The 23,834-nt window shown below is 51.3% G+C and carries 24 protein-coding genes; 11 read left to right on the plus strand and 13 right to left on the minus strand.

The window, feature by feature from the left end; genetic code table 11:
- Positions 1–29: 29 nt before the first annotated feature.
- From mreC to BD_RS11255, 6 genes are all read left to right on the plus strand, one after another.
- A complete protein-coding gene (gene mreC / locus BD_RS11230; RefSeq protein WP_011164869.1) occupies positions 30–1,175 on the plus strand; it encodes a rod shape-determining protein MreC in 1,146 nt (381 codons plus the stop codon).
- Entirely contained in the window at positions 1,172–1,708 is a 537-nt protein-coding gene (locus BD_RS11235) for a hypothetical protein (protein ID WP_011164870.1), read from the plus strand. Before mreC ends, BD_RS11235 begins: the two co-directional genes overlap by 4 nt.
- Complete coding sequence (gene mrdA, locus BD_RS11240) at positions 1,705–3,690, plus strand: penicillin-binding protein 2 (protein ID WP_011164871.1); 1,986 nt, start codon at positions 1,705–1,707, stop codon at positions 3,688–3,690. The genes BD_RS11235 and mrdA overlap by 4 nt, the downstream gene beginning before the upstream one ends.
- A 2-nt stretch (positions 3,691–3,692) precedes the next feature.
- Complete coding sequence (gene rodA, locus BD_RS11245; RefSeq protein ID WP_011164872.1) at positions 3,693–4,817, plus strand: rod shape-determining protein RodA; 1,125 nt, start codon at positions 3,693–3,695, stop codon at positions 4,815–4,817.
- A gap of 348 nt (positions 4,818–5,165) precedes the next feature.
- Positions 5,166–5,885 (plus strand): lytic transglycosylase domain-containing protein, encoded by a 720-nt coding sequence (locus BD_RS11250; protein WP_011164873.1) that lies wholly within the window; start codon positions 5,166–5,168, stop codon positions 5,883–5,885.
- A gap of 184 nt (positions 5,886–6,069) precedes the next feature.
- Complete coding sequence (locus BD_RS11255; protein WP_011164874.1) at positions 6,070–6,630, plus strand: hypothetical protein; 561 nt, start codon at positions 6,070–6,072, stop codon at positions 6,628–6,630.
- 67 nt (positions 6,631–6,697) lie between these two features.
- Here BD_RS11255 and BD_RS11260 read toward each other — a convergent pair whose 3' ends face one another.
- The 5 genes from BD_RS11260 to BD_RS11280 all read right to left on the minus strand — a co-directional run bounded on the left by BD_RS11260 (position 6,698) and on the right by BD_RS11280 (position 10,426).
- Positions 6,698–7,345, minus strand: a complete 648-nt coding sequence (locus BD_RS11260) for an iron-containing redox enzyme family protein (protein ID WP_011164875.1) — start codon at positions 7,343–7,345, stop codon at positions 6,698–6,700.
- Between the two features lie 30 nt (positions 7,346–7,375).
- On the minus strand, positions 7,376–8,053 hold the full coding sequence (locus BD_RS11265) for a hypothetical protein (protein WP_011164876.1): 678 nt from the start codon (positions 8,051–8,053) through the stop codon (positions 7,376–7,378).
- A 133-nt stretch (positions 8,054–8,186) separates the two neighbouring features.
- Entirely contained in the window at positions 8,187–8,858 is a 672-nt protein-coding gene (locus tag BD_RS11270; protein ID WP_231839153.1) for a hypothetical protein, read from the minus strand.
- A 147-nt stretch (positions 8,859–9,005) separates the two neighbouring features.
- Positions 9,006–9,332, minus strand: a complete 327-nt coding sequence (trxA, locus tag BD_RS11275; protein WP_011164878.1) for a thioredoxin — start codon at positions 9,330–9,332, stop codon at positions 9,006–9,008.
- Positions 9,333–9,403: 71 nt separating this feature from the next.
- Complete coding sequence (locus BD_RS11280; RefSeq protein ID WP_011164879.1) at positions 9,404–10,426, minus strand: ANTAR domain-containing protein; 1,023 nt, start codon at positions 10,424–10,426, stop codon at positions 9,404–9,406.
- A gap of 138 nt (positions 10,427–10,564) precedes the next feature.
- On the opposite strand from BD_RS11280, the gene lptF reads away from it, so the two are divergent.
- Entirely contained in the window at positions 10,565–11,668 is a 1,104-nt protein-coding gene (lptF, locus tag BD_RS11285; protein WP_011164880.1) for an LPS export ABC transporter permease LptF, read from the plus strand.
- Between the two features lie 172 nt (positions 11,669–11,840).
- Here lptF and BD_RS11290 read toward each other — a convergent pair whose 3' ends face one another.
- The 3 genes from BD_RS11290 to BD_RS11300 are packed head-to-tail and all read right to left on the minus strand — an operon-like array spanning position 11,841 to position 15,025.
- Entirely contained in the window at positions 11,841–12,788 is a 948-nt protein-coding gene (locus BD_RS11290) for a DNA-processing protein DprA (protein ID WP_011164881.1), read from the minus strand.
- Positions 12,789–12,832: 44 nt separating this feature from the next.
- Entirely contained in the window at positions 12,833–14,470 is a 1,638-nt protein-coding gene (locus BD_RS11295) for a LysM peptidoglycan-binding domain-containing protein (RefSeq protein ID WP_231839155.1), read from the minus strand.
- A gap of 27 nt (positions 14,471–14,497) precedes the next feature.
- Entirely contained in the window at positions 14,498–15,025 is a 528-nt protein-coding gene (locus tag BD_RS11300; protein WP_011164883.1) for a tetratricopeptide repeat protein, read from the minus strand.
- Between the two features lie 315 nt (positions 15,026–15,340).
- Here BD_RS11300 and BD_RS11305 point away from each other — a divergent pair, with 315 nt between their 5' ends.
- Together BD_RS11305 and BD_RS11310 are read left to right on the plus strand one after the other, a co-directional pair.
- Positions 15,341–16,243 (plus strand): ComEC/Rec2 family competence protein, encoded by a 903-nt coding sequence (locus BD_RS11305; RefSeq protein ID WP_041583575.1) that lies wholly within the window; start codon positions 15,341–15,343, stop codon positions 16,241–16,243.
- Positions 16,240–16,971, plus strand: a complete 732-nt coding sequence (locus tag BD_RS11310) for a ComEC/Rec2 family competence protein (protein ID WP_011164885.1) — start codon at positions 16,240–16,242, stop codon at positions 16,969–16,971. Before BD_RS11305 ends, BD_RS11310 begins: the two co-directional genes overlap by 4 nt.
- A 10-nt stretch (positions 16,972–16,981) precedes the next feature.
- Here BD_RS11310 and BD_RS11315 read toward each other — a convergent pair whose 3' ends face one another.
- Positions 16,982–17,233: a hypothetical protein gene (locus BD_RS11315; protein ID WP_011164886.1), complete on the minus strand. Its 252-nt coding sequence runs from the start codon at positions 17,231–17,233 to the stop codon at positions 16,982–16,984.
- A gap of 150 nt (positions 17,234–17,383) precedes the next feature.
- Entirely contained in the window at positions 17,384–18,490 is a 1,107-nt protein-coding gene (gene ald / locus BD_RS11320; protein ID WP_011164887.1) for an alanine dehydrogenase, read from the minus strand.
- Positions 18,491–18,789: 299 nt separating this feature from the next.
- Between ald and BD_RS11325 the strand changes: the two genes are divergently transcribed.
- A complete protein-coding gene (locus BD_RS11325; RefSeq protein WP_011164888.1) occupies positions 18,790–20,442 on the plus strand; it encodes a hypothetical protein in 1,653 nt (550 codons plus the stop codon).
- 234 nt (positions 20,443–20,676) lie between these two features.
- The gene (locus BD_RS11330) at positions 20,677–20,931 is read left to right on the plus strand and encodes a hypothetical protein (protein WP_041583576.1); all 255 of its coding nucleotides are present in this window, start codon (positions 20,677–20,679) and stop codon (positions 20,929–20,931) included.
- Between the two features lie 50 nt (positions 20,932–20,981).
- On the opposite strand, the gene BD_RS11335 is transcribed toward BD_RS11330, so the two are convergent.
- The 3 genes from BD_RS11335 to BD_RS11345 all read right to left on the minus strand — a co-directional run bounded on the left by BD_RS11335 (position 20,982) and on the right by BD_RS11345 (position 23,731).
- Positions 20,982–21,707, minus strand: coding sequence for a hypothetical protein (locus BD_RS11335; protein WP_226988182.1), 726 nt, complete (start codon positions 21,705–21,707; stop codon positions 20,982–20,984).
- Between the two features lie 89 nt (positions 21,708–21,796).
- On the minus strand, positions 21,797–22,705 hold the full coding sequence (gene lpxC / locus BD_RS11340) for a UDP-3-O-acyl-N-acetylglucosamine deacetylase (RefSeq protein WP_011164890.1): 909 nt from the start codon (positions 22,703–22,705) through the stop codon (positions 21,797–21,799).
- A 21-nt stretch (positions 22,706–22,726) separates the two neighbouring features.
- Positions 22,727–23,731 (minus strand): asparaginase, encoded by a 1,005-nt coding sequence (locus BD_RS11345; RefSeq protein WP_038449723.1) that lies wholly within the window; start codon positions 23,729–23,731, stop codon positions 22,727–22,729.
- Positions 23,732–23,834: the final 103 nt, after the last annotated feature.

Genomic DNA, 23,834 nt, shown 5'->3' on the forward strand with positions numbered 1-23,834 from the left:
GTTGTATTCCTTAGCGGTTTTTACTAGCGTTGAGAAATATTAATACAGCGAAGCCAAAAGACCCTGAACGACGCGATGCTTTGGGCGCTTCTAAACGCTTTGCTGGACTGCTTTTACTGGTTTTAAAAAAAGAGGAACGACCTTTGAATTTCTTCAACTTTGATCTCAAGAAACTTGTGATGATAGGGATTGTCCTGGCACTGCCACTGATTTCGATCAACATGCAGCAGCGTCCTCAGGAATCCAACTGGCTGGCAAAACCATTCAGCCTTCTGGGAAGCGCGGTTTCTGAATCCTTCTATGGCTTCAGCTCCGGCGTTAAAGGCACCACAGCCATGTATCTTGATCTTATCAACATCAAGAAACACAATGAGCACCTGACCAGCACCAACAATGAACTTCAGGCACGTCTTGAAAAAATGAACGAGCTGCTGATCGAAAACGACCGCCTGCGCGGTCTTTTGACGTTCAAAGAACAAACCAAAATGTCCCTGATGGCAGCCCAAGTCATCGGCCGGGACCTGGTGATTGATCACAACACCATCACCATCAACAAAGGAACCCAGGACGGCCTGAAAGCCGGCCAGGCGGTGATCACCACCGGCGGGGTTCTGGGTTACATCTTTAAACCCGACACATTCACTTCCCACGTCATGCTGATCACCGACCGCTATGCGGTGGTGGATGGTATCGTGCAAAGAACCCGGGCCCACGGGATTGTCGAGGGCAAATCCCAGTACACCAGCAGCCTGCAGCTGAAATACGTGGAAAGAACCGAAGACGTTCAGGAAGGCGACCTGGTCGTGACCGGCGGCCTTGACAACATCTTCCCGAAAGGCTTCCCGGTGGCGGTGGTTGAATCCGTTGAAAAGAAAACTTTCAGTGTCTCCCTGAAAGTCGACCTGCGCCCGGTGGTGGATCCTTACAAAGTCGAAGAGGTCTTCATCGTGCTTCAGGGTAACAACGAAGATTTTGGCGACAAGTTCGCGCCTGCGTCCGCAACTGCTGAAACTCCGGCGGACGGGTCCGCTCCTGCTGCCGCGGCGACTTCGGCTGCGACACCTGCTGCGACACCGGCGGCCACTCCAGCTGCAACTCCTGCGGCGGTGAAGCCTGCAGCGACTCCGGCCGCAAAACCAGCGGCGACTCCTAAACCTCAGGAGAACAGACAGTGAAAATCCGCTGGAATGCCCTTTTGAATTTTCTGGTTTTCCTGGCGGTGCTGATGCTGCTGGCTGGATTTCAGACAACCTTCTGGTTCCAGCTTTTCGGGAATGTTCCCTCCCCGCTGCTGTGGCTGAATCTGATTGTATATATGATCCTTTATCGCAAACCGTTCCCGGCGATCTTCACGATTTACGCCATGGGCTTCATTTTGCTCACATTCACAGCCATGCCGCTGAAGATGATGTGGATCAGTCTCATTATTCTCTTTACCTTGGTCTATGCTATCAAGAGTCGCGTCTTTTGGTCCGGCTCAGGATATTATACGATTATGTGTGCATTCTCTGCCGTGGCCTATCACCTGATCTATTTCTTTGGATCGATGGTGCTGGAGAAAAACCCCGCGAGCTTTGAGATTGTCGATCGCCTTGTACAGATCATCCTGACTCCCTCGTTTGCATTCCCGATGTACTGGCTGCTGGCCAAGATCGACAAAATCACTCAGGACGAGCTGGTTCATGAGCCCGGAGGATTGGAGCTATGAGTACATACGTCAGTAATCCGGATGAGGCAAAAGAGTACCTTGGCCGGTACAAGATCTTTTATTTCGCCATCGGCTTTGCCCTGACCATCTTCACGATGCGTTTGTGGTATCTGCAGATCATTTCTGGAAATGAGCTGCGCGAGTTCTCGGAAAAAAACCGTATCAAACAAAATAAAATCACCGCTCCCCGCGGACTGATGCTGGATCGTGATGGAAAAGTACTGGTGGAAAACCTGCCGGGCTTTGAAGCCATCCTGTCCCCGCAGTACATTGAAAGCCTGGATGAGCTGGCAAAAACCGTTGGCCCGGTCTTGGGCATGGAACCGGACAAGGTTGTTCTGAAAGTTCAGAAAAGCCGCCGTCAAAACGGTCCGTTTGCACAGATCCGCCTGAAAGAAAACCTAAGCCGCGAAGAAGTCTTCCGCCTGAAACGCATGCGCCTGGACACTCCGGGGCTTGAGATCCGCGAATCCATCGTGCGCTTCTACCCGCTTCGTGAAAATGGCGCCCAGCTGTTTGGTTATGTGGGCGAGATTTCAAAACGTCAGTTGCCAGTTCTGAATGATCTGTACAAAGGTGCACTGAAATTTGATCAGGGTGACATCATCGGTAAATCGGGTCTGGAAGAAACTCTGGAAAGAGACATTCGTGGTTCCGACGGCGTCAGCTTCATCCAGGTCGATGCCCACGGGCGCGAAACTGTGACCCAGACACCAAACATTTACGGTGAGCAGATCAAGGACATGACACCTGTTCACGGTAACAACGCCATTTTGACGATTGACCGTGATATCCAGGAAGCGGCCTTTAAGTCCTTCATGAGCTTGAATCGTATCGGTGCGGTTGTGGCGATGCGAACCAACGGTGAAATTCTGGCGTGGGTCAGCACCCCGTCTTTTGATCCGAATGAGTTTTCTACCGGTATTTCTGCGCAAACCTGGTCAAAACTGATCAATGATCCGTTCAAACCTCTGCGCAACAAAGTCATCCAGGATCACAACGCCCCGGGTTCGACTTTCAAACCTTTGGTGGCAGTTCCGGCTTTGCAGGAAAAAGTGATCACCCCGACAACGATTGTGTCAGCTCCGGGTGTGTTCTACTTCGGCCGTCGTCCTTACCATGACCACTTAAAAGGCGGTCACGGTAACATCACGGTGTTTGAGGCTTTGGAAAGATCTTCCAACGTGTTCTTCTATAAGATGGGTATCGCGCTGGGTGTTGATAAGATGTTCGACTATATCAGTCTGCTGGGCATCGGTCAGAAAACCGGTATCGAGCTGGCGCGCGAAGTTTCCGGAACCATGCCGAACTCGGCGTGGAAAAAATCCACTGTCGGCGAAGAATGGCAGCCGGGGGAAAACCTTTCCACGGCGATTGGTCAGGGCTTCGTGAACGTGACTCCGCTTTCCATGGCGATTGCTTACAATGCCATCGGCACCGAAGGGAAAGTCGTAAAACCATTCCTGCTGAGAAAGATCATCGATCAGGACGGAAAAGTCCTGCGCGAAAACTTCCCGCAAGTGGTTCGTGATCTGCAACAGACGCAGCCGAACGGCGTGCACATTTCTGCAGAAACGTTCAAAACAGTCAAAGAAGGCATGCGACGCGTGGCCAATGGCGAGCGCGGGACTGCAAAACGCTACAAAGTTCCAGGCGTGCAAATGGCCGGCAAAACCGGCACCGCACAGGTCATGGGCTTCTCTGCGGATCAGATCTATGCGAAGTGCGAAAGCCGCCCGATTCACATGCGTCACCATGGTTGGTTCATTGCGTTTGCTCCGGCAGACAATCCTGAAATCACCATCGCCGCATTGGCTGAACACTCCTGCCACGGAAGCTCCGGGGCCGCACCGATTGTTCGCGACATTGTTGAAGCTTATTTCATGAAATATCACCCTGAAGTGATCGAAGCGGCGTTGAAAGCCACTGGTGGCAAACGCGCGCAAGCTCCGGCAGCCGCGCCGGAAATTGAAGGAGAATAAGAGTGTTTACCTCTTTGCATGTTGAAGAAAGAACCCTCTTCAAGAAATTAGACATCAATCTGATCATTGTGATTCTGGCCCTGAATGTGATCGGCCTGATCAATCTTTGGAGTGCCACCCACGGCCCGACAACCCAGGACGTGGCGTCCCTGTTCATTTCCCAGATCATGTGGCTGATCGTGGGTTGGACGGTATTTTTGGTTGTCACCATTGTGGATTATTCCATCGTCACACGCATTGCTTTGATTGCGTATGTTCTGAATCTGGGCGCGATCCTGTATGTGACCTTCTTTGGTAAGGTTGCTTTGGGGGCGCAGCGCTGGATTGACCTGGGTTTCTTCCGTTACCAGCCATCTGAAACCATGAAGCTGGCCTTGATCATGCTGATGGCAAAGATCCTTTCCACACGCAGCACTCACGGTTCAGGCATGGGCTTGAAGGAACTGGCTCTGCCTTTGATTGCCCTGCTGGTGCCGTTTGGTCTGGTCGTTGAGCAACCGGACTTGGGAACGGCGATGATGCTGGCAGCGATCGGTGGATCCATGCTGATTTTTGCAAAGATCCGCAAGACCATTCTGGCGACGATCATTGCGTTGGGGATCATCGCGATTCCGATCGCGTGGAAATTCGTCTTGCATGACTATCAGAAAAACCGCGTTTTGACGTTCCTGTCCCCGACCAGTGACCCGCGTGGTACGGGTTACAACAGCATTCAGTCAAAAATTGCTGTGGGCTCCGGCCGCTTCTTCGGAAAAGGCTTCATGAAAGGCACCCAGTCCCAACTGGAGTTCCTGCCAGAACGCCACACGGACTTTATCTATTCCGTCCTCAGCGAAGAACACGGCTTTGTCGGCTCCATCGCCGTGGTGGGCCTGTTCTGCTTCCTGTTCATCACGGGAATCCGCATTGCCTCCAACGCCCGCGACAAATTCGGGGCTCTGTTAACGGTCGGAGTCCTCTGTTACATCTTCTGGCACATGTTTGTGAACATCGGAATGGTGATCGGACTCTTGCCAATCGTAGGGGTTCCTTTGCCGCTGCTGTCCTACGGTGGCTCCAGCATGCTGACCACCATGGCAGGCCTTGGTTTAGTGTCGAGCGTCGCTTACCGCAGATATCTGTTCTAGAATTTCCACAACCCGAAAACTCATCAAGCTCTGAAGCACCCCTTCAGAGCTTTTTTTATTTCGAGGCCAGGTCCGCCCGCCTCCGGCAAGTCCCCGTTTTCAAGCACAATTTCCCTCGCAATTTCCACTCAACACACCTGTCTCGCGGTGACTGTCTCATTCCCGGAATTCATCCCAGATCGACTAACCACTAATCAGACAGTGTTCATACTTTGATTGACACCCCCCTGGGCCAGCTTCAATCAATAGCCTTTGAATGGTGCTTCAAAGCAAGATCTGAAACATTCCGCACACATGGCCGTTCGGCACGGCCCTTGAACTATTCCTCTGTAACAGGAGGACGCGGATATGAAAACGAAACATCTCAAAATCGGAATCGCCTTTATCACCGCTTCGCTCACGTCGGTTCTGTTTAACAACTTCTCTTTCACCCAGTGGCAGCGCCCTGAGGTGCCAGCGATGGAAAGCGTGAACGAAGCTTCACGCATTTCTCACGCGAAAGAGCTGCTGGGTGGCGGCTATAAAGGCAGTGACGCCCAGAAAATCGAAGGCCAGAAGGCTTTGAATGAGGCTATTTTGAACAAGGTTCAAACTCAATTACCGGCGAAATTCAAATCCCAGGCGCGCACTATTGCCCGCACCGTGATTTCTGAAAGCGCCAAATACGGCATGGATCCGGTGTTTGTTCTTGCGGTGATCAAGACAGAATCCAAATTCAATCCATTGGTTGTAGGCCGTCATGGCGAAATCGGTCTGATGCAAATCAAACCGGACACCGCTGAATGGATCGCAAAAAAGTTTGATCTGCCTTTCAACGGCAAAAAAACTTTGCAAAGCCCTTCTGCAAACATCAAGATCGGCATGGCTTACATGAACTATCTGCGCGCGAAGTTTGACAAGAAGGCGATGAAGTACGTCAGCGCTTACAACATGGGTCCGACAAACGTGCGCCGTCTGCTGGCAAAAAACGTGAAGCCCGTGGAATACAACTCCCGCGTGATGAAGAACTACAGTGTTCTATATTCAAATATCACCAGCAAAAAACCACACACTGTGGCTGCCCTATAATTTCGCCCGGGTGTTCCACGAGATATACGGAACACTCCTGCCCCGCAGACTCTCCAGAGCACAGACTGCCCAAGTTTGTCTCTGCACCAGAATCCATACAGCCTCGGGCGCCTCAATCACAATTTAATGGATTCTCGCATTGGAACGGATATCGCAAGGTTTTCTCTTATCAGGAGAAAACCATATGAAAAAGAGTCTGACGGCCCTGGTGGCCCTGTTCCTATTAAGCAGTATTGGTCACGCAGCCCCTTATTACACCGGAGTCGGCTGTAACGAAGAAGGCACATCTTGCACCTTCGGGAAGCCCTCTAAACGCGTTTTACAGTGGTCCCGCAAGGGCACTGTGGATGAGCTGGGTTCCCGCTGCGAGAAGTTCTTCGACAATATCGACGCCCGTCAGCGTGTGATTGGCTCCCAGCGGGCTATTGATCTGAAATACAAAAACTTCACCTTCAGCTGGGTTGCCGGGGATCTGGATCAAAACGGCCACGCCAAAATCAAATGTCATATTGAGCTGCACTCGGAAATCGCAGACGTGAAAATCGTGGGCGAAAAAGTGAAGAGCCTGTACTGGGTTTGTGAAAACGAAGAGAGCTCTGGCATCTGCAAAAACTACGAATCGGACTGCGAAGCTCTTCGCCAGCAGACCCTGAAAGATCCAACGGTTCTGGATGCAACAATCTATCGTGGGGCGTCCCTGCTTCAGGGCAACATCTGCGACGTTGTTGCGGCTCGCTTCAAATAGTTCTGATATCTCTTATCTCTCACGAAAAAAGCCGGAGTGTTCCTCCGGCTTTTTTTGTTTCTGCACTTTAAGCGGCGTTACGCGCTCGCGCGCGGGATATTTCGCGGCATTCATTGAGCATCTGATCGTAATAGCTCAGTGTCTGCCTCAGGTTCTGCATCACCACCACCTGATCTTCCGGGGAAAGACTGGCGATCTTAGTCAACGCCTCTTCGGTGTGCCCCACGTCCTCTTCCGCATGCACGCGGATAAAGTGCGCTGCTTTGGGACCCCAGGCTTTTTCAATGCGTTTATTCATGTAATCACCAAAGTGCGCCGCCAGTGCCTCCAACCCCAGAATGTATCCAAAGAAGGCCATCGGTGAATGGTGTTCAATGTAATAGTACTGTGTCTGGTAAAGCGCGCAGGTGCCCGGCATTTCCGGCCACTCGTCCATTTTGCTGCCCAGGGTTTTCAGGTCATTCACCAGCAATTTGTCGTGGCCTTTTTCTTCCGCACAATGGGCCAAGAAGCGGTTGTGGAACTCGGGCGCACCAAACGGCGTGCGTGCACCGGCCATGGCCAGCAGGCGCGTGGTGTGGCGGGCGAAATAGAAAGTCTGTGACACCCAGGCGGAATAGGCGTTTTTATCCTCCCACGGGAAGGCCTCAATTTGCTTTTTCGAGGAGTTCAGAAGCGTCATCAGTTCATCGTTCACGTTCTTATTATTCGGCATGTTTTACTCTTTTCAGGTTTGAAAAAACCATTAAGCTGCAATTTTAAGTTTTCTGGAAACTTCATTAAGACAATTCACATGCGAGCGCTTTTCCGCCCACAGACTTTCCACGAGAGCTGCTGATTTCGGTTCCGCCAAGGGAGTCACCTCTCCTTTGGCCGTCATCAGAATTTCACACTCATAGTTCATCTTCATCACACTGCCAAAATAGGCTGTGCCACTTTTCTCGGCCTTGCGCCGCACATGCAGATCCTTGCGGGCCGTCCCGACCCAGCAATCCCATGGCGAAGCGTCCATCACCTTGCTTCCCAGCGCGATGATGATCTCGGCCCAGTTCACCTCCGCACTGCGGGAGCGGTATTCAGGGATCACAGTCAGGTACTCCATGCTCATCAAAGTATTGATGCCACGGCTCTTGAATTTGTCGATAATTGCCTGATCAAAGGCTTTCATATAATGATGATCACGAAGGGCGTCCGAGCGCAGATCAAAGGCGCTGTACAAATGGAAACCGAAAACTTTTCCGTTGTCGGTCAGGCAGACAACAATGTCATTGCGATGAAAATCATCCGGATTCAAAGGTTCGCCGACCTTCCCCAGCACCTCTGAATAGACCCGCCTCCATACTTCGTAGACGTCGTTGCTTAATTTTACTGTTTCGGGGTTCAACTCGCGTGGATTGAAAAGGTGATACTGAAACTTACCCATACACTCTCCTTCCGGCAGAGTGTTTCGGACGTTCCAGCTGTGAAGTTAATAGTGTTTACTAATTTAAGACGTTTGATTCTGAGAACCTGTGACTTGTGTGCTGTGTTTCTCAAAAAATCACATTGCAAAAAAATCAGTTGCGGATCATTTCAACTTTCTCAAGAACGATCACACAATCAGGGCGCTTGTTGCGGTAAACCGGAGCCATTCTGCGAATTTCGCAGTTCATCGTCAAACGCTCCGCCGAACGGGCTTCGCGCAGTTGATGAACAGGAACATCCGGAACAAATGTGCCATCCACTTCACCATTGAACACCAGATTGCAGGCATCGATGATTTTCTGGGTGACAGCTTCTTCTCTTTCAAACAAAGACCACCACTCGTAGGTGTTCAGTTCTTCAAGAGTGTAAGAACAGCAATCAAAGAAGTTGAAATTGCGGAACAACTGCACGTGTTCTTTGGAATAGATTTCGATGATATCTTCATTCTGGATATGACTGAACAAATCAGAACTTGGAACCAAACCCAGACGACGGAAGGCCTTCCAGGTGAAAGAAAGACTGTCGTTGATTTTGTAGCCTTCCGCCAGCTGGGAATGACACAGCTCCTGATAGAAGCGTACCTGCTCTACGGCGTGCTTTTTCTTATCCAGTGGCAAACGGGAAAAATAAGGAAGACCCGGAACATACGGGCGCACGGTTTTACCTTCAGCTTTCAGCATCAGGGAAATATCCATGGCAATCGCCTTGAACTCTTCGTTCAGTACTTCGTGTTCATTGTCTCTTACATAAATTTCTGGGTACATGACTTCCTCGACAGGCCCTGCAAACATTGTTTGGGATCCTGTGAAGTATCATAGTGAAACGCAGGACTCTTGTCCAATTCAAACAAAAAAAGGCCCCACATGGGAGCCTTCTTTACTTAGTTCTAATAATTCTAAACAGAGATGCGATTAAACGTTCTTGTTCAGGAATTCCAGAATAGCGTCTTTCGGGTGGTTACCAACAAGTTGGCCCACTTCGCTGCCGCCTTTGAACAACAACATCGCAGGAATACCGCGGATGCCGTATTTGCCAGGAACGCTTGGATTCTCGTCCACGTTCACTTTTACGATTTTTACTTTCGCACCCAACTCCTGTGCAACTTCTTCAAGCTTAGGAGCCAAAGCACGGCAAGGTCCACACCACTCGGCCCAGAAATCTACCAGTACTGGAGTCGAAGAGTTTAGAACTTCTGCATCGAAAGACGTGTCTGTAACTGCTTTAGTAAATGTGCCCATGAATGGCCTCCGTAATATCTACACTCTAATGTGATCACGGAAACCTTATCGTCAAGCCCGATGAGGATCAATTACTTTTTGAAGAGGGCTTTGGTGAACTCTTGGCGCAACTTATCGAGTTCGTTGATGTTTTGACTATCCCAGTCAGCTTCAAGAGCTTTTTGACGACGACGCGCCTCAACTCGGGTCACGGTGCTATTTGGAGACAATTTCACATCCTCCACAAGCTTCGCATACTTAGCCATCTTTTCTTGAAGTGCTTTCTCAGCGTTTTTTAAGTTCTCCTGAGCCCGCGCCACCAACTGAGCCTGCTCGTCTTCCTCACTCCCCAAGCCTGTGCCCGGAAGCGGGATCTCTACCTTTTCGACCTCAGGCGCACCGCCACCCAAAAGCTCTCGTTCAAAAGCCTTCAGATCGACATCGGGAAACTCCGAAGTCCCCTCTGCTGCTGCGCCGCGCTCAGCATCCGCTGCCGCCATGCGATCACCAAAACGGAAAGACGGTTTTTCCCTTTGCTCTTCGTCAGTTACAAGCAGGCCTTCAGAGTTCTCATCAATTCTTTCGGTGCGCAGGGATTGCTCGCCGCTGGCTTGAACCTCTTCAGTAGAGCCCTTGATATAGATCGCTTCATCCTCTGGAGTCGGCTTTCCACCACCCGTGACCGTAGTCCCGGTCTTCTGAGGGCTTTCGACATGCATGGCTTTATTCAGGCGCTCTAACAACACCGCCTCATCATGCCCCAACATACGACCGATCACCTGCACCAAGCGCACTGGTGGCACCGGGGATTCCAATACCATGTCGACGCGGATCTTTATCAGATCCTGCGGATTGGGCTTGAAGTTTGCCGGAAAAATAAGCACCGACTTCCCCTGCCAGCGGCTCATCTCTTTCAGACGTTTTCCCACGCCGAGAGAACTGACTTTGCCACCCTTACCAGCGCCGACAACAAGATCCGGATTGAATGCCAGCATCTGCTCAGCCACAGCGTATTCGCTGGACAGACCGATGACATCAAAGCCCACCTTTTTCAAAGTGCCTTCAACAGACATCAAGTCAGCATAATCCTCATAGACCAAAAGAATCTTGTTCATGGTTCTATTGTCAGATAAGCAGAGTCATGGGTCAATAAGGCTTCTTCTGGACAATGGGCGCGATGACCTTGGGCTCAAGGCACTCTAGAATAGGTTCTACACACGGAGCCCCACGGGCGACCAAAACGGAGACCAGATTTGAGTATTTTTAACGGAAAAAAAGCCGCGCAGTACATTTTCTTTGAGATGCTCCCGAGTTTTATTTTGGGATTGCTGGTGTTCGTCTCCATTATTTTGATGTTCCAGGTCCTGCGTTTGACGGAATTCGCCCTGGTCCACGGCGTGGCCATGAAAACCATCGCCGAAATCATCGGTTACGTCATCATTTCCATGCTGCCGATTCTGTTCCCCATGGCCTTGCTGTTCTCGGTTCTATTGACCTATGGACGCCTCAGTCAGGATTCTGAAATCGTGGCCATGAAAGCCTCGGGCCTGCCGATGGGCACATTACTGCTGCCCGCCCTGATTCTGGCCACTTTGGTGGGCGTGATTTCAGCCCAAATGTCCTTCAACATCGCCCCTTGGGGGAACCGTCAGTTCGAGGTGCTTTATTCCCGCCTGGCCAACACCAAAGCCGCTGCCATCATCAAGGAAGGCACTTTTGCTGAAGGCTTCTTTGACATGGTCATTTACGCCAACGAGGTCAACACCGACAAGGGCCTGCTGAAAAAGGTCTTTATCTATGACGAGAAAAACGGCGACGTGCCTTTGACCATCATCGCCAAGGCTGGCGAAATTGTTCCCGATCCCACGCGTCCGGGCCATGAGATTTTGCTGCAACTGAATCAGGGTGAAATTCATCGTCAGGCCAAAACCCACACCAAGATCAGCTTTGACACTTACGATGTGCGCTTCTCGGAACCCCAGAACATCGAGGAAAAAGCCAAGTCGCCGCCGTCTTTGACTTTGGAAGAAGTCCGCAACCGCCTGAAAGAGGACATCAAAGACAAAGAAGTCCGTCGCACTCTGCAGAGCGAATATCACAAACGTTGGGCGATTTCGGTTCTGTGTATCGTCTTTGCGATGATCGGCGTGGGTTTGGGAACAACCACCAACCGTCGTGCAGCCAAAGCCGGCGGCATGATTCTATGTATCGGCATCATCATCTTCTATTGGATTTTGTACGTGGCGGCAGAAGGTGCTGCCCGCAGTGGCGCATTGCCAGCGGCACTTGCGATCTGGACACCGAATGTTCTTTTTGCTGCTTTGGGTGTGGAAACTTTAAGAAGGAACTGGAACTAAGATCGGGCCTGAAAAATAGAGCGATGCAGTAGCATCCTTACTACCACGGTCGTCCCTGACCACATCGCCCCTCCCTTACTTCAAATGGTAGGGGCAATACCTTGAGCTTGCAAAAGGTTTTTTTAGATCATTTCATTTTTTTCCCAAGCATTTTGGTCACTTAGCACGCCCACTACAGGTAGTGTTGAGGCTCGCAAAGCGCACCTACCCCTGCTGGTGATATTTGTTCACCGGCAGTTTCAGATTGAAAAAACATGAGCAAGTCTTGGGCATCACGAACCGACTGCGCACCGTCCATTAACAAATCCAACGCCCCTTGAAAATGCGGATCCAAAGGGTGCCCCGGAACCACCCACACAGGTCTTCCGATCTGCGCTGCTTGGTGTGCGGTGATCAGCGTTCCGCTGCGACGACGAGCCTCCACCAACAGACTGGCGCGCCCCAAAGCGGCAATCAATCGGTTGCGATGATGGAACAGGTGCTTGTGCATCTTTTGCTGATGATCATACTCACTTAAAAAACATCCGCCTTGCTCTATCACAAGCCCCATCCACTCTTTCAGATTCGCGGGGTAAATTTCACCCAAACCCGAAGGCAATACCACCACCGTGGGACAGAACTTGCGCAAAGCCACACTGTGGGCCTTTTGATCCACACCGCGAGCCCCACCACTGACAATGCAAGGTCGCTGCTGCTCACAGAAAAGCCCCAGCTCTTTTTCCATCCACAACAGTGAATCCGCTGCAGGCTCCCGGCTGCCCACCACCGAAAGAGTCCTGGCATTCAGCCAAGCCGGGGAACCGCGATAACTGAGCGTCAGCGGAGGATCCGCCATCTGGTAACAAAGCTCCGGATACAAAACCTCACCATAAACGACAAAGTTCACTCCCTGCATTTTTAGCTGCAAACTTTCTTCGCAGTGTTTTTTGAACAGTTCATGGTTCTTCGTCATGGCCTCCCCCAGCTCCGGCCAACGGAAGCGAAGCCCGGTCAGAACCTGGTCGGCAGAAAGCCGGCCCTCCCGGGCAAGCTCCAGAAACAGAGCATGGATCCCGTCACGTTCAACAGCATACAAGGGATGACTTTTTAAAATTTGCGAAATGGAGTAAAGATCGTTCATAAGAAAAAAGGCCCTGCAATTTGCAGAGCCTTTTTAAAAGGGCCTTAAAAATCAAGATCGGAATCATCCAGTCCGCCATCCGGCGCCGGGGCATCCGCCGGTGTGCTTGGGGCGTCTTCAAATTCCTTTTCAAAGTCCTCGTCTGCCTTAGCCGGAGCTTCCACGACCGGCGCTTCACGCAGGGCCTGAACCACTGGCTTACCGACATAGTCACCCACCAGAATATTATCAGAGGCTCGGATAACGTAAGCTGTGGCAAAGTTTGGCGACACTCGCACAATCTTCACAGAACCCACCACACGGTCATTCATAACAGCTTCATTTTTCTTGTTACGAACGCGCTCGTCTGCAAATACGGACAGCGTCTGCCCTTCCTGCAACCCTTGAGCAGAACCACCATCCAGGAACACCAAAGTGCTGTTGCCGAAGATGTTGCGTTTCTTATCAAACTGCCCGCCCATGATTTTTGCGCCCACACCAGACACCATGCCTGACGGAGACGGATCAATCATCGGCAGTTTTCCTGGAGTCAGGATCGCCCCCACATCCACCGGCTGAATCGCCTTTTTCACAATCGCGCGATAGATGTTTTGCTGATCGTTCACTTTTTCCAGAACTTCAATCTCACCCTGCAGCTCCACCATTTGCCCCTGACGGTCTTTCACCAGAGGGTCTTTCACCATGGTCAGGTTTTTCTGAGCTACAAAATCCTTGCCGCCATTGCTGTCCAGTCGCACATAAATGTATTGGAATTCACCGGCAGTTTTCATGTCCATCTCAGTGGCGGTCACACGCCCCACGCCCTGAACCGGCGCATCCGCCAGATAGTATTCCAAATACTCGGGCGCTGTCGGGAATTGGGTTTTCGGAAGTTCGATCTGCAGTTCCAGCTTGGGATCGTTCATCGCCCCCATGCGGTAGCTTGGCAGACTGTTGGGAAGAGTCTTCAGCAGCGGCGTGCGTTTCTTCCCGCGTGGCAGCGCCACAGCGCCAGTCTTGGCACCAGCTTCAGGCTTCACATCCGTCACAACTGTCGCATCCGCCTTGCCTGTGGTATCGGCCGCCGCCAGATCCAGAGTCGGTGCCTCATCCGCGGTGCCTGGGAAGAATTGAATGTTCATCTTCGGGTCAATTTCGTGTGGATTCAAAACCGCGCCGTTATTCAAAGACCAAATTTTCGGCCAGAAGTTCGGATCACCAAAGAACGTTGTGGAGATCCCCCACAGCGTGTCCCCTTTTTGCACCTGATAGATTTCCGCCTCGCGGTTGCCAACGGCTTTTTCCCAGAGTTCTACCGAAGTGGGTTGTTCATTGTAGTTTTTGTAGATGCGGTGGAACTCGGCCTCACGGGCATAATCCGGTTCTGACCCCACAGCTCCCGTGGCTGGGACAGGACTGAATGTTTCAACTGTTTGGGTCTCCGGAGTGGGAGCCGGAGGAGCGATGTCCTCCATCGTCGGCTCGGGGCTGGCTACTTCCGGAGCCGGAGGTGCCGGCACGTCAGCGCCCGGTTCAGGGATTTCCTTAAACTCAGGCACGCTCGGCTCAACCACTTCCTGCTGCTGGCTTTCCAGCACGTCCAATGGATCCGACTCCCAGGTCGCATCCGGTGGGTTGTCTTGCGCCTGCGCCAGCATAGCGGTCAGGATCAGGGCCATCATTACGGAGAACTTCTTGTTCATCACTCTTTGCATCCTTGCCGTGATTTTTTATTTCAGAATCTTCAACTCAGCATCTGCACGGAACGATTCCGGACTGCCCGGATAACGGGAGCGGACTTCCAGCAGGGCCTTGCGTGAAAACTCGGGCAAATTCATTTTTTTGTAGGTCATGGCTTTGGCAAACTTGGCTGCAGCGACTTTATTGCTGCGAGGATATTGTTTTTCAATTTGCGCAAAGTACTTGATGGCTTCGGCATAGTTGCCGTGATCCACCGCCATGCGTCCGGCGACGAACAAAGCATTATCGGCGTAAGAGCTCTGTGGATAACGAGAAAGAAGGCTTTGCAGACGGCTCTTAAATGCAATTTCATCATCCGCCTGATAAGCGCTCACCATTTCAGCATAGAGGCCAATGTCACTTTCTTTCGAAAGGTCCTTTCCCGTCAGCTCCACCAATAGAGCTTCTTGGCTTAATTCGCGGGAAGAACTCTTCGCACTGATGTTGGCTGGCTTCGCGAACGAGGCCAAAGGCAGGCTTAAAAGGACCGTTGCTGCTAATAGTCTAAGTTGCTTCATCTATCGACACCTCTTGATCTTTTACTAGTATGACACGCCTTGAGAAGTGCAAACAAGCAGGAGTTATCCACATAAAATGTTGAGTTATTGTAATGCTAGACCTTAGACCTATTTGTTTTCAAGGCTTTCAGCGATTTGCACGCATCTTAAGCATGACATAAAGTAATGATATTACTAGGTTTAACTGCATTAATGCCCTGTAATTACGCTGCTGAATTTCAGATCTTAAAATCCGTCCCTCGAAGACGCACGGACCCAATAACAGACTATTTTAGAAATCCACTGCGTTATGAAAATTGCTAAGTGCTTAGAACCATGATTATTCTTCTAAGCCTTGCCCTTTGCTTAAGCATTGCCGCTCCTGAAAGTTTGCTGATAAACACAACACATCTGTCACAGAAATTTCAGGAAAAGTGTGTTCATTTTCTGCCAAAGAATTCACTAGAGCCGCAGTCCCTGGCATCTCTTCTTTGTGGTGAAAAAATCACAGACACCGATTTGCAAAAAAATCTTCAGCGCACATCGCTGATTCACATCTTTGTTATTTCAGGATCTCATCTGATTTTGCTTGATGAACTCTTAAGCATCTTGCGAATTCCACTCTTTGTAAGAATCCTGTTTCTGGCCTTTTACTCTCTGGTCGTTGGCTGGCAACCGCCCGCAGTGCGGGCACTTTTGGCGCTGATCACACGCCACAGCCTGAAACATTTTCGTCTGCATCTGCCACCTGATCTGGGGGTGCTGGCAGCGGGGCTGATCACTCTTTCACTGTTTCCGGCGTGGTGGGATTCGCTGTCACTGCTGATGAGCTGGTGTGCGGCCTTGGCTCTGTGCTGGGGCTCTTTGTTGCGCGTAAAGCCTCCCCTGGCCCGCCTGCTGCTTTCTCAGATTGGCATCTTTGTCTTTATGAGTGCGCCCTTGTGGGGCCTGGGAAGCCTGCACCCTTTGAGTCTGATTTATAATTTACTCTTGGCCCCGATTGTCAGCTATATGCTTTTGCCATTGGCTTTTCTGGTGACACTGATGCCTTCCGGAGTCTTTGTTTTTGACACCGTGATGGATTTTTTCCGACAGACCCTGGCATTTTTGTCAGAGCCCATTGTGATGCATAAAACCCGTCCTCCCTCTGTGACGGCACTATGGTGGTGGATCGTGTTCTGGCAGGTCGTGATGCATTTTCTGCGTGTGCACTTGTGGCAGGGCCGGGATTCACGATGAGCCTTATTTTCTTTCTGCTGATTCTTTTCAGCGCCTCGCCAGTGAAACATGCTTTGAGCGGACACTATTATGTCGTCTGGAATGTCGGTCAGGGCCAATGGATCAGTGAAATTTCCGCTGTGCGCTGTCGGCACTTTGACATGGGCGGCGAATTCTTTCCGTGGAAACGCATTCACTTTGCCTGCGCGGAAAAAGAAAACCAGGTGTTTTTGTCGCATTGGGACTGGGATCATATCGGGGCGCTGTCAAAGTCATTTCAACTCAAACAATTGCACGGCCTGTGTCTGGCACTGCCACCCTTAGGGAAGTCCTCACGCTACAAGCAGCAATTGGTCAGTGCCTTGCCGCTGTGTCTGCAAAAAGATCTGCCGGTGTGGACGCCAGCCCTGCACAAGGACAGCAATGCCGAAAGCCACATCCTGCGTTCAGGGCCCCTGCTGCTGCCCGGGGATTCACCCAAGTCACAAGAGCTCTTGTGGCGGCATCGTCCCTGGATTGCCGCCACACGGGTTTTAATTCTGGGCCACCATGGCAGCAAAACCAGCACCTCGCAGGAGCTTCTAGATGTCCTGCCAGGATTGAAACTCAGCATTGCTTCAGCCAGATGGCCTCGCTATCGTCACCCCCACCCGACCGTGGTGGCACGGCTAAAGCACAAGAAGGTCCCCCTGCTGAAAACCGAAGACTGGGGCAACCTCTGGCTGGAGCAAGTCAACACCGCGAAATGAAGGTTGCAAACTAAGGCTCTGTCCGCTCATCACCGATTTTTTTGCAGATGACGCCGCACTTGTTAAAAACATTCTTCACGCGGTCCCAGCAGTACTTGTTAATGGCTTCGGTCCCGCGCGGGCAGGAGATCCGGGTGCGCACAGGGATCGGTTCGATCACAAACTCGCCCTGAATATGTTCGATCTGAGTAACTTCGACCTGATCATCGGCGAAGGCCGAAAGACTGATTGCGACTGTAAAAAGCAGAATCCATTTGATCATTGTTCATCCTCCATGGGGCTGGGCCCGATGAAGAATCTTAGAAAAGCTTTTACCAGAATCACCACGGGAAACTGAGCTGCCTGCAAGAATGCATAAAAAAACCCGCATCCTTGCGAGATGCGGGTTTTAAAGTTTCAGAAATTTTAAACCTTAGATTTTGTAAGGTTTGTATTCCATGTGAAGGTCGCGTGCGACTGGCTCGTAAACAACGTGGCCACCGTATACGTTCAGACCTTTCAACAATGCAGGGGATTTCGCAACTGCATCTTCCACACCCATCGCTGCGATCATGGAACCGTAGCGCAGAGTTACGTTCGTCAATGCGTAAGTGGATGTTCTAGGAACAACGCCTGGCATGTTTGGAACGCAATAATGGATCACACCGTCAACTTCGTAAGTTGGGCTGGTGTGGGAAGTTGGACGGCACGTCTCAATACAACCACCCTGGTCGACCGCAACGTCCACAACAACAGAGCCTTTAGCCATGCTGGAGATCATTTCTTTGGAAACCAACGTCGGAGCTTTGTGACCCGTGATCAGAACGCCACCAACCACCAGGTCCGATTCCTTAACAGAATCTTCGATGTTTTTCGCGTTAGAGAACAAAGTCATGCAACGGCCCTGGAAGATATCATCAAGATATTCCAAACGTGCTGTGTTCACATCAAGGATCGTTACGGAAGCGCCCAAACCGACAGCCATTTTCGCTGCGTTGGTACCAACCACACCACCACCGATGATGGTGACTTTAGCTGGTTTAACACCCGTTACGCCACCCATCAGGATGCCTTTTCCACCGTGGTCTTTTTGCAGGTAGAAAGCACCGATCTGAGTCGCCATACGACCGGCAACTTCAGACATTGGAGTCAACAATGGCAAAGAGCCGTTGTCCAACTGGATGGTTTCGTAAGCGATCGCTTTCACTTTACGTTCACAAAGAACTTTCGTCAGCTTCGCTTCTGCAGCCAAGTGAAGGTAAGTGTAAAGGATCTGATTTTCTTTCATCAGTTCGTATTCGTCTGGAAGAGGTTCTTTAACTTTTTGGATCATGTCCGCTTTTGCGTACACTTCTTTTTTGGTGTCGATGATTTTCGCACCAGCTTTTTCGTACTGTTCGTTAGAGATACCAGAGCCCACGCCCGCATCTTTTTCAACGATCACAGTGTGGCCTTCGCTCACATACTGACGCACGCCCGCTTCGGTCAAACCAACGCGGTTCTCAGAAATCTTAATCTCCTTAGGAACACCGATAATCATGATTTACTCCTGTTATTCCGGTTTTGAAACTCCGCAACTATGCCAGATCCGTAATAAAAAGCAAGAACCCCAAAAAAAGGTGCCCGGTGACTTTTTACACCCACAACGCGTCATTGACGCAGCGTAGACGTAAAAAATCACCAGGCACCTTTTAGCCTTTAATTGGGGGAGGCTTTTTTATGGGAGTTGGGACGAAATCTGTCACGGAATTCAAACAAATGGGCATTTTCTACTGTACAAAATCCTGACAGGCGCGGATTTGCCGGAGTTCGAGTATTCTTCGGGCCTCGGAGAATAAAATGAAATTAGCAGTACGTGTTTCCGCAATATTACTGTTGTCCCTGAGCGCCCAGGCGCAAAGCAAGGATGCCGCCACCCAATGGCGCATCACCCAGCCTGCGTGGACTGAATACCACGAACAGCAATTCGGCCAGTTCGTCGCCCGCCTTGGGGATGCCGTGGAAAAACGCCAGTGCGGCAAAGTGAACACCTGCATGCTCAGCACCGCCAACATGTACTTTGGAACAGACCCATCGGGCCTGAAGTACTATTCAGACTGTGCGGATCTTCCTTACTATCTGCGTGGTTATTTCGCATGGAAAAACGGTCTGCCATTCTCTGTCACGGCCGAGGTCAAACCAAGTCCTCTGAACACGGACAAGGTGAAAGACGTTCGGTACTCTTCACAAGGCAACATGGTCACGAAACGTTATGATGTCCTGACTAAAAACGGGATCTTCAAAAATACCTATCCAAATGCTTTGGAAATTCTGAACGATGTGGTTCCGGGCCTGACTTATTCCGCCACTCTGCGCATGTCCGGCGCCGAAGACTCTGAACTTTACACCGACTTCTATCCGGTCAAGATCGACCGCCAGGGCATCCGTCCCGGCACCGTGATCTATGATCCCAACGGACACGTCGCGGTTGTTTACAAAGTCACTGACGACGGCCGTGTGTTCTATATTGATGCTCACCCGGACAATTCTTTGACGATGGGTATGTACACGCCAAAATTCGTGCGCAGTAATCCAAACCAGGGTGCGGGCTTTAAAAAGTTCCGTCCTTTGACCTTGGTGGATGCAAAACCGGACTCTTCCGGTGCTTATGCCGGCGGAAAAATCGTGGCCGCGAACAATAATCAGCTTCGCGACTACAGCCTGGAACAGTTCTATGGCACCCAGCCAGACAATGCCGGCTGGAGCAAGGGCAAATTCCTGTTCCGTGGCCAGCAAGTCACTTATTACGACTACATCCGCCTGAGCCTGACTGAAGGTGAGGCCCACATCGATCCACTGAAGGACATGGCGCAATTGACAGACGATATCTGTGTCAGCCTTAAAGACCGCGTCGCCGCTGTGGATGCCGCAAGAACGTCCGGTGTTTCCGCGAAGCCTCACCCGGAACGCCTGCCGGTGAATATCTTCGGAACTGATGGAGAGTGGGAAAACTACGCCACCCCTTCCCGTGATGCCCGCTTGAAAGTGGCCTTCATGGATCTTGTGACGTCAACCCGCGCGAACATTGAAAAGTACAAAAAGCGTGATCCGTCCATCCGCTACAATGGTGGCAACCTGGCTCAGGATCTGTTCAATATTTACGCGCAAAAAGCACAGGCTTGCCAGTTCTCGTACACGACCACGTCAGGCCGCACAGTGATGATGAACCTGGAAGCTGCCAGACAAAGACTGTTCGCAATGAGCTTTGACCCATATCACTGCATTGAGCTTCGCTGGGGAGCCCGCATCGAAGCGGAACTGGCCTCCTGCCAGGATGATTCAAACAAACGCGCGTGGTATGAGCGTGAACAATGGTTGCGCAACCAATGGGAACGTCGTTATGACGCTCGCATGGACTACAGTCTTCAAGAACTGACCGGTCCACTTCCGGGCGTCGGCATTGCGACTCCGCCGGACGTAGACATCGTTGGTTACTTGAAGTCTCAGAGATAAGTTTACTCCCAGGCGGGAGAGCGGGGCTGCGCTGGTCTCGCCGGCCTCCTGCCTGCGACTTCGCGACACGCCGTCCGGGCTCTGCTGTGGCCCGCGCTGCGCGCGGGTGCGCGCCGTCGTGCCCACCGCCTCCCCACTCTCCCGATGCAAATTACGAATCACCTTGTAGAATAAATAATTTCAAAGATGTAACTGCGGATTTACGAATGCCATTGAAAACGGTAAAACACCGTCATGATTTTGGCTTTAGTGACAGCACTTCAACTTCAATGCGGCATTCAACAAGCAGGCGAGCAATCGCTGAGCTACGGGACTGTCATCTATGTCACCGCAGAAAATCCAGCACCACAACTCGCTTACTTTGAATTAACCGGCGACGATTTCACCAGCCATCCTTACTGCGAATTCATTCAATCAAAAATGAACAGCGGCGAAACCTTCACGATCAAACTGGACAAATCCGGCAAAAAGATCCAAGGGCTCAAATAAAAAAGGGCTGGCAACGCCAACCCTTTTTCTGTTCATTTTCACTGATCTAACTAGAAGGTACGGCTGGTCGAAGTCCCGCATCTATTATAGCCACTGATCGTCAGCGACTTCGAGGCCCAATCAGACGGCCATGCTGGTGTGTTCAGGCAATCCACCGCAGTGCCGCCGAAGCTGCACTCCAAAGATCCTACACCTGCGCCGTTATCAAAGACGATAAGGGCGTCGGACGCGGCTTTGGTGGGATCATAGATGAATGTCGGCACATAGCTGCCGCGCGTGTCACAGATCTCGGTCGCCATGTCTGAGGAATAGTGAGAGCCGTAAGCCGAGGAATCCACTCGGATGCCCAGACCCGTCGTGTCGGCATAAGAGTAGTCAGAGATTTTCAGGATATACAGGCGCATGTTCTTCGCCGAATTATAAGACGCCTTTACCGTCAACGACACATAGATATAGCCGTCGATTTCAGTGAACAGACCATAATAAGAAGCCAGCGCATAGTCATCCCCCGGCACCATCCAGATATAGTCTGCGGCACTTCCCATATAAGAAGGCTTTTGCAACTTTAACGTGATAGCCTGACCAGGAACCAGTGTCACCGGAGTTCCTGAGTTTGGATAACTCAAGATCCCTGAACTGTCGGTGCTGTTGGAATTGTTCTTGTCAGTGGATGCGGAGCCAGAAGAGCTTGGCGCGCAGTTTTGAAAACTCAGGGTACAAACGACGAGGACAGCAAACACAAAGGCACTGCCCCAGATTTTTTTATGATTCTGCATACATTCCCCCACCAGAAGCACAGTATTGCTACTTTACCATTATACTGATCGGCAAATGTTGAGAAAAAATGGAATCAGTCTGATTCGTCTCAGACTGGGACAGTCCAGCCTGTATAACGGCGAACTTCGTCGGAAATATCCGCACCCAGTTCAACGTGACGATAGCTGGTTGGAGAATCCCAGATCTTGCGCACCAGTTTATTCATGACATCATGGCCGGCTTTATAAAGAACCACATGACCCATCAATGGCATTTCCAGAGTGACCAGATCCCCCAGAGCATCCAGACACTTGTGACGGACGAACTCATCCGCCCAGCGCAGCCCTTCCGGGTTCACCACGTTTTCGCCATCTAGCACGATGCAGTTATCAAGACTGCCACCTTTGGCAAGACCGCGGGACTTCAATGCTTCGACATCCTTCATGAAACCAAAGGTGCGGGCATTGGCCACATCACGACCGAAAGACTGCTCGTTGATATCCAGGTCGATAGTTTGTTTCCCGATGGTGGGATTTGGGAAATCAATGGTCACTGTCAGACGCAGACCGTGATAGGGAACCACGTAGGCGTGTTTTTCGCCCTCGCTGAAATAAATGGGCTCAGTGATATAACAGTACTTGCGCGGCTGATCTTGTTCGACAATTCCAACTGCCAGCAATGCCTCCAGGAACACACGGGCGCTGCCGTCACCGATGGGAATCTCGGGACCATCGAGTTCAATAAACAGATTGTCGATGCGCAGGGCAGACAAGGCTGAAACACAGTGCTCGATCGTCGCCACAGAAAACGCCGGGCCGCCAATGGTGGTCTGATGGGATGTCGCTTGCACGTTGCGGGCTGTGACTTTCAAAGAAGGACTGCCAGGCAGATCCGTGCGAATGAAGTAAACCCCCGTATCAGCCGGAGCCGGGCGGAAGGTCAATGTACAAGGATCGCCGGAATGAATCCCGATCCCCTGAACCACAGTCTTTTTACGAATAGTTTTTTGCAAGAACATCTTGCTTTCAATTTAGCCTAACTAAGAGCCCTTCGCAATGCGGATTTGCCCGACCACGTCACCACGCCAGTTTGTGACAGGAGACATGGTGAATTTGGAAAGCGCCTTGAATTCACTCTCATTCAAGCCCCCCAACTGCAGCAAAAGCATCGCCGTGGCAGCCTGAGCCGCCCGCCCCGCCCCGTCTGCGGCTTTCACCGCGAACGCCACCTTCTTTTCCGGCAGCACACCACAGAAAACACCTTCAGCCCCGCCCTTGATCACGGCACGACCTTGTGACTTTTCGATCACAGCTGTGGCGAAATTGTCACTGCCGGAAATATAGAACGGATGGGACCGGACCGCGTGCAAAATACGCTCTGCCGCGACTTTGCGCGCTGGTGCCTCTTTGGGGTTGATAAAGGTCGACATCCCGATAGCCATGTTTTGCAGCGGAACGCCGTAAGTCGGGATGCCACAACCATCCACTCCATAGGGAACCTTCGAGTGATCAATGCGCATGGTTTCACTTAAAACCTTGCGCAGTCTTTTCTGCGCACTGTGCTCGTACTTTTCATAGCCCGTCGGATCCTCGCCCAGATGCAGACAGGTCGAGATAATTGCCGAGTGCTTCCCCGCACAGTTGTTGCAGAGCACGGTGGGCTTTTGACTTTTACGAATCATCTCGTGGGCGCTGGCTTCGTCGTAAGGCAGATGTGGACCGCAGACATACTGGGCTTCTTTCAAGCCTGCCTTTTCCATCCACTGCGAAAGCGCCGCCAGGTGATCTTTTTCACCGCGATGAGAGGCACAGGCCAAAGCGATGTGTTTGGCTTCAAGATTGAATTTATCCGCAGCGCCGGACTCGATCAGCGGCAACGCCTGCAGCATCTTGATCGCACTGCGAGGCATGGTCAGGTACTGCGGGTGGCCCCAGTACTGGACAAGATTGCCGACTTCGTTCACGACAACGGCCATCACCTGATGCTGACTTTCCACCACGGAACCGCGCAACACCTCAATGATCAAAGGCTGTTTTGATGCCATATCTTTTTCTCCAAACAAGCTGCTCAGGATTCTCAAAACAACACGATTCCGACAGAGAATTCTGCAAAAATATCGCCCAAACATCGCAGGCGAACCGCTGATA

Source organism: Bdellovibrio bacteriovorus HD100 (genome assembly GCF_000196175.1).
Lineage (GTDB): Bacteria > Bdellovibrionota > Bdellovibrionia > Bdellovibrionales > Bdellovibrionaceae > Bdellovibrio > Bdellovibrio bacteriovorus.

Excerpts from the sequence above, each read along its gene's own strand:
- BD_RS11280 (WP_011164879.1), bottom strand. The coding sequence starts at position 10,426 with ATGAACAAGATTCTTTTGGTCTATGAGGATTATGCTGACTTGATGTCT.
- BD_RS11310 (WP_011164885.1), top strand. The coding sequence starts at position 16,240 with ATGAGCCTTATTTTCTTTCTGCTGATTCTTTTCAGCGCCTCGCCAGTG.
- BD_RS11250 (WP_011164873.1), top strand. The coding sequence starts at position 5,166 with ATGAAAACGAAACATCTCAAAATCGGAATCGCCTTTATCACCGCTTCG.
- BD_RS11300 (WP_011164883.1), bottom strand. The coding sequence starts at position 15,025 with ATGAAGCAACTTAGACTATTAGCAGCAACGGTCCTTTTAAGCCTGCCT.
- BD_RS11290 (WP_011164881.1), bottom strand. The coding sequence starts at position 12,788 with ATGAACGATCTTTACTCCATTTCGCAAATTTTAAAAAGTCATCCCTTG.
- BD_RS11270 (WP_231839153.1), bottom strand. The coding sequence starts at position 8,858 with ATGTACCCAGAAATTTATGTAAGAGACAATGAACACGAAGTACTGAAC.
- BD_RS11260 (WP_011164875.1), bottom strand. The coding sequence starts at position 7,345 with ATGCCGAATAATAAGAACGTGAACGATGAACTGATGACGCTTCTGAAC.
- BD_RS11335 (WP_226988182.1), bottom strand. The coding sequence starts at position 21,707 with ATGCAGAATCATAAAAAAATCTGGGGCAGTGCCTTTGTGTTTGCTGTC.
- mrdA (WP_011164871.1), top strand. The coding sequence starts at position 1,705 with ATGAGTACATACGTCAGTAATCCGGATGAGGCAAAAGAGTACCTTGGC.
- BD_RS11330 (WP_041583576.1), top strand. The coding sequence starts at position 20,677 with ATGATTTTGGCTTTAGTGACAGCACTTCAACTTCAATGCGGCATTCAA.
- BD_RS11265 (WP_011164876.1), bottom strand. The coding sequence starts at position 8,053 with ATGGGTAAGTTTCAGTATCACCTTTTCAATCCACGCGAGTTGAACCCC.
- BD_RS11305 (WP_041583575.1), top strand. The coding sequence starts at position 15,341 with ATGATTATTCTTCTAAGCCTTGCCCTTTGCTTAAGCATTGCCGCTCCT.
- BD_RS11325 (WP_011164888.1), top strand. The coding sequence starts at position 18,790 with ATGAAATTAGCAGTACGTGTTTCCGCAATATTACTGTTGTCCCTGAGC.
- BD_RS11255 (WP_011164874.1), top strand. The coding sequence starts at position 6,070 with ATGAAAAAGAGTCTGACGGCCCTGGTGGCCCTGTTCCTATTAAGCAGT.
- lpxC (WP_011164890.1), bottom strand. The coding sequence starts at position 22,705 with ATGTTCTTGCAAAAAACTATTCGTAAAAAGACTGTGGTTCAGGGGATC.
- trxA (WP_011164878.1), bottom strand. The coding sequence starts at position 9,332 with ATGGGCACATTTACTAAAGCAGTTACAGACACGTCTTTCGATGCAGAA.
- BD_RS11295 (WP_231839155.1), bottom strand. The coding sequence starts at position 14,470 with ATGAACAAGAAGTTCTCCGTAATGATGGCCCTGATCCTGACCGCTATG.
- BD_RS11345 (WP_038449723.1), bottom strand. The coding sequence starts at position 23,731 with ATGGCATCAAAACAGCCTTTGATCATTGAGGTGTTGCGCGGTTCCGTG.
- ald (WP_011164887.1), bottom strand. The coding sequence starts at position 18,490 with ATGATTATCGGTGTTCCTAAGGAGATTAAGATTTCTGAGAACCGCGTT.
- BD_RS11315 (WP_011164886.1), bottom strand. The coding sequence starts at position 17,233 with ATGATCAAATGGATTCTGCTTTTTACAGTCGCAATCAGTCTTTCGGCC.